Here is a 12501-nt window from a genome sequence, read left to right on the forward strand (position 1 = left end):
CAAATCAAAATAACAACAATAATATGAATCCGAACACAAACATGTCTGTCGCTCCGATGGAATCCCCGGAGCTGACACAGGAATGGGATAAGGTATTTCCAAAGAGTGAAAAAGTGGACCATCGAAAGGTCACATTCGTCAACCGCTATGGTGTCACACTTGCCGCCGATATGTATATTCCGAAGAATGCAAGCGGCAATTTGCCTGCAATCGCCGTCAGCGGACCTTTCGGAGCCGTTAAAGAGCAGTCGAGCGGATTGTATGCCCAGCAGCTTGCGGAACGCGGGTTCTTGACAATCGCTTTTGACCCATCGTTCACCGGAGAGAGCGGAGGTATGCCACGCCGTGTGGCCTCACCCGACATCAACACCGAGGACTTCTCGGCCGCAGTTGATTTCCTTTCGGTGCAAGCAAATGTCGATGCGGAGCGTATAGGCATCCTCGGTATCTGCGGCTGGGGTGGTATTGCTATTCAGGCAGCCATCAACGACCCTCGAATCAAGGCAACCGTAGCATCAACCATGTATGACATGACACGCGTGACTGCCAACGGATATTTTGACACCGACAATTCGGCTGAAAAACGCAACGCCAACCGAAAAGCCCTTGCCGCACAGCGAACCGAGGATTACCGCAACGGCTCCTACAAGCGCGCAGGCGGAGTCGTCGATCCTCTGCCCGAGGATGTTCCTCAGTTCGTAAAGGATTACCATGCCTACTATAAAACCCCTCGCGGTTTCCATCCCCGCAGCGGAAATTCCACCGACGGCTGGAATGCCACATCTGCCCTGCCGTTCATGAACTTCAAGTTCTTTGAGTATGCCGGAGAACTCGAAAACGCCGTCCTCATCGTTCATGGCGACAAAGCCCATTCCTACTATTTCGGAAAGGATACATTCGCTTTACTGAAAGGGGACAACAAACAGTTGCTCACAGTGAAGGATGCAACCCACTGCGACCTCTACGACCGGCTTGATAAAATTCCGTTTGACGAAATCGCGGCTTTCTACACCGAATACATGCGTTAATTAACCGCATATCAGCCTCAAAAATAAAAAGGCTGACGAGCATCACTCCATACAAAAAGGTCGTTCAGACCAGAGCCTCAAGTCATACCATCCGGCTTGATACTCTGGTCCGAACGACCTTCTGCAGTCTATCCAACCGTGCAAATGCAATCTTTATCAAGACATTACCCCTTCGCAACCATACACATCGAATCCAGTAGGCGAAAGACGTTGACTCCGCCTTACTTTCATTATAAATCACGCACCACGCAACTTTCGATTTTCACCACAAAAAGAGCGAAAAGCGATAAATTTGTAATTTTATTGTGGCATTTTGTAAATAATTTGTAATTTTGCAGCTAATTATCTCCAAAATATTCTTTCCTTGCTTTGGAGAAGTTTGTTTTAGGTCAAGTTTCCAATCAAACGCCCGCACATAAATAAATAAAAACATCCATACATTATATATCCGAATATGAGTGACAGGCTTTTCATCTTTGACACGACACTTCGCGACGGAGAGCAGGTGCCCGGTTGTCAGCTCAATACAGTAGAAAAAATTGAAGTTGCAAAGGCACTCGAAGCCCTCGGCGTCGACGTGATTGAGGCGGGTTTCCCTGTGTCAAGCCCGGGCGACTTCAACTCCGTGGTCGAAATCTCCAAGGCAGTGACATGGCCGACAATCTGCGCACTCACACGCGCCGTCGAAAACGACATCCGCGTGGCTGCCGAGGCTCTGAAATATGCCAAACATCCACGAATCCACACCGGTATCGGAACCTCCGACTACCATATCAAATATAAATTCAACTCCACCCGCGACGACATTCTCGAACGTGCTGTCGGAGCCGTATCATTCGCCAAGAAATTCGTCGAGGACGTTCAGTTCTATGCCGAGGATGCAGGACGCACCGACAATGAGTATCTCGCCCGTGTGGTAGAGGCCGTCATCCGCGCAGGTGCAACAGTCATCAATATCCCTGACACAACAGGCTACTGTCTGCCGTCAGAATTCGGCGCGAAAATCAAATACCTCATGGACAATGTCGACGGCATCGACAAGGTTGTCATCGCCACACATTGCCACAATGACCTCGGCATGGCCACGGCAAACACTGTCACAGGTGTTGTCAACGGCGCACGTCAGGCAGAAGTCACCATCAACGGTATCGGCGAACGTGCCGGCAACACTTCGCTTGAAGAGGTGGTCATGACTTTCCGCTCACACAAGGACCTCGGTATCGACACAAACATCAACGCCACAAAGATTACCGGCATCAGCCGAATGGTGTCGAGCCTCATGAACATGCCCGTGCAGCCCAACAAGGCTATCGTCGGCCGCAATGCATTCGCCCACTCGTCAGGTATCCATCAGGACGGAGTCCTCAAGAACCGCGAGAGCTACGAGATTATCGACCCGAAGGATGTGGGTATCGACGAGAACTCCATCGTCCTCACCGCCCGCAGCGGACGCGCCGCACTCAAACACCGTCTCCATGTCCTCGGAATCGAGCTTTCGGGCGCAGACCTCGACAAAGCATACGAGGCCTTCCTCAAACTCGCTGACCGCAAGAAGGAAATCAATGATGACGACGTGCTGATGATTGCCGGTGCCCACCGCAAGGCTTCAAACCGCATCAAGCTCGACTTCCTCCAGGTGACGAGCGGCGTAGGCGTACACTCCGTTGCAAGCGTGGGTCTCGACATCGCAGGCGAGAAATTCGAGGCATGTGCATCGGGCAACGGTCCTGTCGACGCAGCCATCAGCGCCATCAAGCTCATAATCCACCGCAAGATGCTCGTCAAGGAATTCCTCATCCAGGCCATCAACAAGGGCAGCAACGATGTGGGCAAGGTCCACATGACTGTCGAGCATGAAGGTGTGCCTTACTACGGCTTCTCGGCCAATACCGACATCGTCGGAGCCAGTGCCGAGGCATTCATCGACGCTATCAACAAGTTTGTCCGCTAATCATCATTCACAATAAATCCATCCAAAGACCATACGCTTATCATGGGTAAAACTCTTTTTGACAAAATCTGGGATGCTCACGTCGTAAACAACATCGAAGGGGGCCCATCCCAACTCTATATCGACCGTCACTACTGCCACGAAGTGACCAGCCCCCAGGCTTTCGAGGGACTGCGCACACGCGGTCTGAAAGTGTTCCGTCCGGAAAAAACATTCTGTTCGCCCGACCACAACATCCCTACCCTCAATCAGGACAAGCCGATTGCCGACCCCGTGTCGCGCAATCAGGTCGAGACCCTCACCCGCAACGCCAATGAGTTCGGAGTAACACTCTTCGGCCTCGGACACGCCAAAAACGGCATCATCCATGTCATCGGCCCGGAAAATGGCCTTACGCTTCCCGGCTACACAATCGTCTGCGGCGACAGCCATACATCGACCCACGGAGCTTTCGGCGCAGTGGCTTTCGGCATCGGTACAAGCGAAGTGGAGATGGTACTCGCATCGCAGTGCATCCTCCAACCCAAACCCAAGACAATGCGCATCAATGTCAACGGTAAGCTCCGTCCGGGAGTGACCGCCAAGGACATCGCCCTCTACATCATCGCCAAGATGACCACCGGCGGCGCGACAGGTTACTTTGTAGAGTATGCCGGAGACACCATCCGCAATCTCTCGATGGAAGAGCGCATGACAGTCTGCAACCTCTCGATTGAGATGGGTGCGCGCGGAGGCATGATCGCTCCCGACGAAACGACATTCGCCTACGTCGAAGGACGCGAATTCGCACCCAAGGGTGAGGAATGGGAAAAGGCTGTGGCCTACTGGCGCACTCTTCCCTCCGATCCGGATGCTGAATTTGACCGTGAAATCAACTTCGACGCAGCCGACATCGAACCCCGCATCACTTTCGGAACCAACCCGGGCATGGGCATCGGCATCAACGATCCGATTCCAGCTCCCGATCCCGAGGATGAGGCCGGAAAAATCTCCTACGAGAAATCGCTCGACTATATGGGTTTCAAAGTGGGACAGGTGCTCGCCGGAACCCCCATCGACTATGTGTTCCTCGGCAGTTGCACGAATGGACGCATCGAGGATTTCCGCGCATTCGCAAACTTTGTCAAGGGTAAGAAGAAAGCTCCCGGCGTGACAGCATGGCTTGTTCCAGGTTCATGGAAAGTGGACGCACAGATACGCGAGGAAGGACTGGACAAGATTCTTGCGGAAGCCGGCTTCGAAATCCGTCAGCCCGGTTGCTCGGCCTGCCTCGCAATGAACGAGGACAAGGTTCCCGCAGGCAAACTCGCCGTCTCGACATCAAACCGCAACTTCGAAGGCCGTCAGGGTCCCGGCTCACGCACAATCCTCGCCGGACCTCTCGTAGCCGCAGCCTCAGCAGTCACCGGAGTGCTCACAGATCCCCGCACCGTCTAAACCCATCCACCGAAAGCATCATGAAAGAAAAATTCAGCACCATAACATCAACCTGTGTCCCCCTCCCCATGGAGAATGTGGACACCGACCAGATCATCCCTGCCCGCTTCCTCAAAGCCACCTCTCGCGAAGGATTCGGCGACAACCTCTTCCGCGACTGGCGTTATGACAAGGACGGCAATCCGGTGAAGGACTTCGTGCTCAACGACCCGACCTATTCAGGCTGCATCCTCGTGGCCGGAAAGAACTTCGGCTCCGGTTCAAGCCGCGAACATGCCGCATGGGCAATTCATGACTACGGTTTCCGCGTGGTCGTGTCGAGCTTCTTCGCCGACATCCACAAAAACAACGAGCTCAACAACTTCGTGCTCCCAGTGGTGGTCAGCGAACCTTTCCTTGCAGAACTCTTCGAGTCAATCGCCGCAAATCCGCGCACGGAAGTGAAAGTCGACCTCCCCTCGCAGACAATCACCAACCTTGCAACCGGCAACAGCGAGACATTCGACATCAACGCTTACAAGAAGCAATGCCTGTCGGAAGGTCTTGACGACATTGAATATCTGCTTTCAAAGAAAGACGACATCGAAGCCTGGGAAGCGAAACGCTGACCGCAGGTGCTGTATCAAAAAACTGATGAATTGAATTATGATACAGCTCCCGGCCATCCTCCTCACACATAGTCACACCATATACCCACACATATTATCATACCCCCTGTAAGGCATGTATGTTGAAATAATGGACACAACTCTCCGCGACGGAGAGCAGACCTCGGGAGTCTCGTTTTCGACTTCCGAGAAACTCGCAATCACACGCCTGCTCCTTCAGGAACTCCACGTCCCGCGAATTGAAATCGCGTCGGCACGAGTTTCGGATGGAGAGCGTGAGACTGTGCGCAAAGTCTGCTCCTGGGCGGAGCGCAACGGTTACATCGACCGCATCGAAGTGCTCGGCTTCCTTGACGGAGGCGAGTCGGTGAGATGGATCAGCGATGTCGGCGGAAAAGTCATAAATCTTTTGGCCAAAGGGTCGGAAAAGCACTGCCGTCTGCAACTCAAACAGACCCCGGAACAACATTTCGCAGCCATAGCCGCCGAAGTGGCCCGCGCACGTGAGGCCGGGCTTGCCGTAAACATATATCTCGAGGACTGGTCAAACGGAATGAAACACTCGCGCGACTATGTGTTCGCACTGATGGAAGCCATCAAGGACCTGCCCATCCGCCGCTTCATGCTTCCCGACACCCTCGGCATCCTCAATCCGTATGACACGCTGTCATACGTCCACACCATCGTGAAGCACTACCCCGCTCTCCATTTCGACTTCCATGCCCACAACGACTACGACCTTGCCACAGCCAACGTATTCGCAGCCGTGAAAGGGGGAGCAAAAGGTGTGCATTGCACCATCAATGGACTGGGTGAACGTGCAGGAAACGCGACACTGTCGAGCACAGTAGCCGTCATCCATGACCAACTCGGTGACACGACCGACATCGACGAAAGCAAAATCAACAAGGTCAGTCATATCGTCGAGTCATTCTCCGGCATCATGGTGCCACCCAACAAACCCATCATCGGCGACAGTGTGTTCACCCAGTGTGCAGGCGTACATGCCGACGGCGACAACAAGAGCCAACTCTATTTCAACGAGCTTCTTCCCGAACGCTTCGGCCGCGAACGCGAATATGCCCTCGGCAAGACATCCGGAAAGGCAAATATCAAGAAAAATCTTGAGGCTCTCGGCATAGAGTTAAGTGACTCCGACATCCGCAAGGTGACGGAACGCATCATCGAGCTTGGCGACAAGAAGGAGATTGTCACACAAGGCGATCTCCCCTTCATCATCGCCGATGTGCTCAAGCATCCGACCCTTCCTTCGGATGTTCGTGTGGACAACTATGTGCTAACCCTGACCCAGGGTCTGCGACCGACAGCCACAGTCAAACTCATTGTCGGCGAAGCGGAATTTCAGGAATCTGCGGTCGGCGACGGTCAGTTCGACGCTTTCATGCGTGCTGTCCGAAACATTTACCGAGGAAAACTCCAACGTCCCTTCCCCTCGCTCGTCAACTACTCCGTCAATATCCCTCCGGGTGGAAAGACGGATGCGCTTGTCCACACCACCATCACATGGAGCTTCGAGGGCAATGTATTCAAGACCCGTGGTCTCGATCCGGACCAGACGGAAGCAGCCATCCAGGCCACCGTCAAGATGCTCAATATGCTTGAGAGCACCCCGAGGTGAGGGGGGAAGTTGTGAGTTTTTAGTTTTCAGATAATAACAATAATATAACATATATATCAAGATGAATCTTAAAGTAGCAGTTCTGCCCGGCGACGGTATCGGACCCGAGATTTCCCGTCAGGGCGTCGACGTGATGAGCGCCGTTTGTGAGAAATTCGGCCACAGTGTCGAGTATCGTTATGCCATCTGCGGAGCGGATGCCATCGACAAGGTAGGCGATCCCTTCCCCGAAGACACCTACGAAACCTGTCTTTGGGCCGACGCGGTTCTTTTCTCAGCCGTAGGCGATCCCAAATTCGACAATAATCCCAACGCGAAGGTGCGACCCGAGCAGGGACTGCTTGCCATGCGTAAGAAACTCGGTCTTTTTGCAAACATCCGTCCGGTCGAGACATTCAAATGCCTCATCCACAAATCTCCGCTCCGTGCAGAACTCGTAGAAGGCGCTGACTTCATCTGTATCCGTGAGCTGACCGGCGGCATGTATTTCGGCGAGAAGTTTGAAAGCGACGAACGTGCCTACGACACCAATGCATACACTCGTCCCGAAATCGAGCGCATCCTCCACGTTGCTTACAGCTATGCACTCCGTCGCAACAAACACCTTACTGTTGTCGACAAGGCCAACGTGCTTGCTTCCTCACGTCTCTGGCGCAAGGTCGCACAGGAAATAGCTCCGCAGTATCCCGACGTTACAACCGACTTCATGTATGTCGACAACGCTGCCATGCGCATGATTCAGGAGCCCCGCTTCTTCGACGTGATGGTCACTGAAAATACTTTCGGCGACATCCTTACAGATGAAGGCTCGGTAATCTCCGGCTCAATGGGCCTCCTCCCCTCGGCTTCAACCGGCGAGAAAACCCCGGTGTTTGAACCCATCCACGGTTCATGGCCTCAGGCAAAAGGCAAGAACATAGCCAATCCCCTCGCCCAGATTCTCTCTGTGGCAATGCTCTTCGAATACTTCAATCTCACCGAAGAGGGCAAACTCATCCGTGAAGCTGTCAACGCTTCGCTCGATGCCAATGTCCGCACACCTGAAATTCAGGTTGAAGGTGGTGCCAACTACGGCACTGACGCAGTCGGCGCTTGGATTGTCGACTACATCAAAAAAGCTTAATCTACAAAAAGGGCCTAATCCACCCATAAGAAAGTAGAGGTCAATTAAACTCTGACTTCCCGACTTCAAGTCCATAAAAAATCAGGAATCCGCGAAATATAGTCCACCGGCGCAAAAGCAATCGCGCCGTAAACAAGGGCTACATTCCGCGGATTCCTGATTTTTTCAACCTATCGCCTCAACCCGCAGAAACCCCTCAAAAGTCCCGTAAGTTAGAAAAATGTGTAAGTTTTCACATTTTATGTTGGAAAAATGTGAGAAACCACACATTTCTCGTTGGAAAAATATGATTTATTTTGTTATTATCATTATATTTGTGAATGATAAAAATTCAAATCCCATGGAACTGAGAAGAGACATCATCGAAAAGCTGCTTGAATGGAAGGAAAGTCCGAACCGAAAGCCACTCATCATTTCAGGAGCACGTCAGATTGGCAAGACATGGCTTATGAAGCATTTCGGAAAGGAATACTTCAAGCATACCGCATATTTCAACTTCGACAACTCTGAAGAACTCTGCCGGGAATTTGAGAACACAAAAGACCCTGACCGCCTCATCGGAATACTCGGTCTGTATGCCGACTGCCCAATCATACCCGGAGAGACATTAATCATATTCGACGAAATCCAGCAGAGTAACCGTGCGCTCAACTCATTGAAATATTTCTGTGAGGATGCGCCGCAGTACTGCGTTATCGCCGCAGGATCATTGCTCGGTGTGGCGCTTTCGCAAGGAGAGTCCTTTCCCGTTGGCAAAGTTGACTTCCTTCAGATGTATCCTGTGACATTCAAGGAATTCTTGCGTGTCGACGACCCTAAATGCCATGATTATCTTGACGGATTAAGCGCTATTGAAACCCTGCCGGAAATAATCATGAACAGGACAACTGAGTCCTACCGTCGCTACATGACATGCGGAGGGATGCCCGGCGCTGCAGTCGCAATGCTTGAAAACCGTGGGATAGGAGCCGTAGAAAAGGAACAATCCAACATTCTACAGGCCTATACTCTTGACTTTGCCAAACATGCACCGACTCGCGAGATTCCTCGCATAACCTCAATATGGAACTCAATCCCGTCGCAGCTTGCCCGCGAAAACCGCAAGTTTGTCTATAAGCTCGTGAAGCCGGGAGCACGGTCACGCGAATATGAAGACGCTCTTCTGTGGCTCCAACAGGCCGGATTGATCTATAGAGTGTTCTGTCTGTCAAAACCGGGGCTGCCACTGAGCGCCTATGACGATGTTTCATCGTTCAAAATCTATATGTGTGACACCGGATTGCTACGCTCACTTGCAGCACTTCCCCCGGATATATTCTGGACATCAAATCCGCTTTATCAGGAATTTCAAGGGGCACTGACAGAAAATGCCATACTTCAGGCATTGCTCCCCGACTTCAATCCGTCGCCCCGCTACTGGACCTCCAACGGAACTGCGGAAGTCGATTTCATCACTCAGGATGGCCTTGACATAATCCCGATGGAGGTAAAATCCGGGACTAACACTTCCGGAAAAAGCCTCTCGGTCTACGTCAAGAAATATTCTCCGCAATTAGCCATCATATACTCACGCAATAATCTGCGTATTGCCGACAACGTCATCCATATTCCCCTATTTCTCGCAGACTGGACCAAAAGACTAATCCGGATTGCAAACGGAAAATGAACACGGATCCGTTGGTCACCACCAATCTTCGCTCTCCGACAAAATGCCAAAAGCGCCGGCGAAATCACTTCGCGGCGCTTTTGTTTGTGTGGGTGTGTTTTTTATTATAGTGTAGATTACCAATACCTTAACATGAAAAATCTTAGTCTTAAATCTTATCTATTATTATCTTATTTACTGAATCCTTAAAACGAATCTTATCTTACCTTTGAATCAATACCTAATCGAAAACTTATACCTAAATGAACCAATCTTATTTTACCTTTCAAATCTGTACGTTTCGGAAACTATGTGTGTATTTCGTGTAGAAGTTGCATAATCTTTCGGGAAGAATTTCTTGCGGCGATTGCCACAACCGAACTGCTATCAACGGTAGTCGGCGAAGCGCACCTGGAGTTTCTTGCGTGCGAAGAAGATACGGCTCTTCACTGTTCCGAGAGGAAGATTCATCTTCTCGGCGATTTCGTTGTATTTGTAACCGGCGACGTGCATCGAGAAGGGGATGCGGTATTCGTCGGGGAATTCGTTGATTGCGTCTGAAATCTCGTTGGCGCCGAATGAGCCTTCGGGAGTCTCAAGGCCTGAATCCTGAGAGAGATTGAGGTGGTAGAGGTCTTCAGTCTGGTCGATGACTGTTGCCGAGCGGGCAACACGACGGTAGTTGTTGATGAAGATGTTGCGCATGATGGTGAAAACCCAACCCTTGAAGTTGGTGTTGTCAACATACTTGCTTTCGTTATCAAGGGCCTTCAGGGTAGTATCCTGGAGAAGATCGTAAGCGTTGTCTCTGTTAGAGGTGAGCATGTAGGCAAAGTTAAGAAGGTTGCCCTGAAGGCTCATAAGCTTGTTCTGAAATTCCTGAGTTCCCATAATTATTGTGTTTTGATGAGTTGAACTTTTGTGAGAGTCTTTCTGGTGAAAGGCGGTCTGTGATGAGTTGTTGTTTTTGTTTGACACTTCAAAATTACAACGAAAATCAGCGATGCGAATAATTTTTATGTAAAAATATGTTAATTCAATGACAAACTTGTTACAAATATCATATCTTATTGATTTACTGGATATTGCCACAAATAACAATGATTACAAAATTGTTACAATGTAACTGATTTTGCAACAATTTAACCAAAAAACATCGGATTTTTATTACAACGCTTGCATTATCGCACCTTTTCCGCCCCTAATCAACATTATCTTTGCATACGGGCAAAACAGAAATAATCACATCAAAACATCCACACAGTCATGAACCACCTCACAACACTCCCACATTCTCTTCCGGACCGTACAAAAAAACAGTCCCGACTCCGAAAACAGAATCAGGACCATCGTATACCTGTATAGTATATATTAGATGTATCTATCAGACAAAATCAATCGGCATTCAGTCTCTCATGGATTAGAGACTTTATCGTCCGTTCTGCTTCTTCCACTCCGACCTGACTAATCAATTGATTGTAGTCATTGATTTCATCACCAGTGAAAGTAAGCACTATACGGCGTTCCTCCTTGCCGGCAATATGAGTGTAATTTTCAGGATGACACCAAAAACATTGGACACAAAAACTACTGTCTTTCATGCTCCAGTTAGGGCAATGTTCACATGCCCACGACTTTGCGCGGTTTGCAGAAGGCGACAGGAGCATATAGGCATCTATCTCCTTCGATACCTCTCCGGCAATTTCGTATGGGACTCTATGGTCGATCTGCAACAATGACACTTCTACTTCCTGTTGGTAGATAAAGCATCGGCTTCCATATTTTTCAATCAGTGCATCCCTAAGCGCTTTTGCAAGAGCGGTCCGACCACGCACCTTCGAAAGAGAGTCGTCCAGCCCGGAAGGATCTCCGAATCTATATGCCGCTATATTTCGGCCCTGTTTATCCTTGACCCTGAATGTTTCAACCGGAATTCCCTGCTCTCTGACATCCCGTATGGCTCTCGGAGGATGATTATAGCCATAGACATCCTTGATTTCCTCGGATGTGATATATCCATGTTGAAGAATATGGTTTATGATGGTTGCAGGTCGTTTTCCTGTAACCGACTTTAACTTATCAATAAATTCCCGTGGAAAATCAGACATGGTGCGAATAAGAATTAAACAAATGAGTGGAAACGGCTTCTAAAACAAAGGCAAGGAGGGTTGCAACACCATTCCGGATTTAGCCAGATTGCGGCTCACATACAGCGCCTCCTTTGTTTCAACTCTCTCTCCATTAAAAAGGGATTGTGTCGACAATCCGGCATTAAGATATGACAATTTCAAGCCAAGATCATCCGGAAGAATTTCCCCATAGCTCTTATCCCCGCAGAAACCGTCATAACTAACAATGTAGTCGACATTTCTTGAATTGAGCTTATCCAATGCTTCTACAAATTCATTAAAGGCTATACCTGAATAGTAGCGTGAATCGCGTCCTGTACACACACCTTGATACGGCGGATCAAGATATACGACATCCCCCGGAGCAGCCATATCAAGGACCTCACGGTAGTCCATCGCATAAAACTCACTCTTCCCACGGAGCAGTTGCGACACCCCGGCTATATTCCTCCTCAGAGTCTGTGGGTTCGTACCGTTGCGCCGTTTGTCCGGTGATTGATTGAAGCGTCCGTTCGAGCCATATCTCACAGCCCCTTTAACGCATCTTGCCAGTATGTAAAGCATCATGGAGGGATCCTTTTCACCATTATTAAAACGCTCCCTGATATGATAATAATGGGCTTCCGAACCAGCCTCATATCTGAATTGCTCTTCCCAGATAGCAGTATAATCCGAAACAATTTTATCAGGATTATTCACTGCCTCTCTCAAAATCCCCAGCAAGGGTTCATTCAGGTCATTTATGAAAAATCTGGGACACCGATGTTCTTTAGCTGTAGCGATGGAAACCGCAGCCATTCCTGCAAACGGCTCAATAAGGCGATTGAACCTTTGCGGGAAATAAGATAGAATCTGAGGCGCCAGTTTTCTTTTGGAACCCTGATACTGGACAATATGCGGTATGCTTCCTTTCATATCGCAAATATAACAAAAAAAGTGCC

Annotated in this window: 10 protein-coding genes; 7 read left to right on the forward strand and 3 right to left on the reverse strand. The window is 49.9% G+C overall.

The features are described 5' to 3' along the window. The first annotated feature begins 23 nt into the window (after nt 1-23). From QZ310_RS07700 to QZ310_RS07730, 7 genes are all read left to right on the forward strand, one after another. Nucleotides 24-1028 (forward strand): alpha/beta hydrolase, encoded by a 1005-nt coding sequence (locus QZ310_RS07700; protein ID WP_297071926.1) that lies wholly within the window; start codon nt 24-26, stop codon nt 1026-1028. A 454-nt stretch (nt 1029-1482) separates the two neighbouring features. Continuing rightward, entirely contained in the window at nt 1483-2979 is a 1497-nt protein-coding gene (locus QZ310_RS07705; protein WP_297071927.1) for a 2-isopropylmalate synthase, read from the forward strand. A 42-nt stretch (nt 2980-3021) separates the two neighbouring features. Beyond that, nucleotides 3022-4416, forward strand: coding sequence for a 3-isopropylmalate dehydratase large subunit (gene leuC / locus QZ310_RS07710; protein ID WP_297071928.1), 1395 nt, complete (start codon nt 3022-3024; stop codon nt 4414-4416). A 20-nt stretch (nt 4417-4436) separates the two neighbouring features. After that, nucleotides 4437-5024, forward strand: a complete 588-nt coding sequence (gene leuD, locus QZ310_RS07715) for a 3-isopropylmalate dehydratase small subunit (RefSeq protein WP_297071929.1) — start codon at nt 4437-4439, stop codon at nt 5022-5024. 130 nt (nt 5025-5154) lie between these two features. Beyond that, the gene (locus tag QZ310_RS07720) at nt 5155-6663 is read left to right on the forward strand and encodes an alpha-isopropylmalate synthase regulatory domain-containing protein (RefSeq protein ID WP_297071930.1); all 1509 of its coding nucleotides are present in this window, start codon (nt 5155-5157) and stop codon (nt 6661-6663) included. Between the two features lie 61 nt (nt 6664-6724). Continuing rightward, the gene (gene leuB / locus QZ310_RS07725; RefSeq protein ID WP_297071931.1) at nt 6725-7786 is read left to right on the forward strand and encodes a 3-isopropylmalate dehydrogenase; all 1062 of its coding nucleotides are present in this window, start codon (nt 6725-6727) and stop codon (nt 7784-7786) included. Between the two features lie 340 nt (nt 7787-8126). Further along, nucleotides 8127-9452 (forward strand): ATP-binding protein, encoded by a 1326-nt coding sequence (locus tag QZ310_RS07730; RefSeq protein ID WP_297071932.1) that lies wholly within the window; start codon nt 8127-8129, stop codon nt 9450-9452. A gap of 366 nt (nt 9453-9818) precedes the next feature. Here QZ310_RS07730 and QZ310_RS07735 read toward each other — a convergent pair whose 3' ends face one another. The 3 genes from QZ310_RS07735 to QZ310_RS07745 all read right to left on the reverse strand — a co-directional run bounded on the left by QZ310_RS07735 (nt 9819) and on the right by QZ310_RS07745 (nt 12475). Continuing rightward, nucleotides 9819-10322 (reverse strand): RNA polymerase sigma factor, encoded by a 504-nt coding sequence (locus QZ310_RS07735; protein ID WP_297071933.1) that lies wholly within the window; start codon nt 10320-10322, stop codon nt 9819-9821. A gap of 503 nt (nt 10323-10825) precedes the next feature. Beyond that, the gene (locus tag QZ310_RS07740; protein WP_297071934.1) at nt 10826-11539 is read right to left on the reverse strand and encodes a helix-turn-helix domain-containing protein; all 714 of its coding nucleotides are present in this window, start codon (nt 11537-11539) and stop codon (nt 10826-10828) included. A gap of 39 nt (nt 11540-11578) precedes the next feature. Continuing rightward, nucleotides 11579-12475, reverse strand: a complete 897-nt coding sequence (locus tag QZ310_RS07745; protein ID WP_297071935.1) for a DNA adenine methylase — start codon at nt 12473-12475, stop codon at nt 11579-11581. Between the last annotated feature and the right edge of the window lie 26 nt (nt 12476-12501).

This window comes from uncultured Duncaniella sp. (assembly GCF_910577345.1).
Lineage (GTDB): Bacteria > Bacteroidota > Bacteroidia > Bacteroidales > Muribaculaceae > Duncaniella.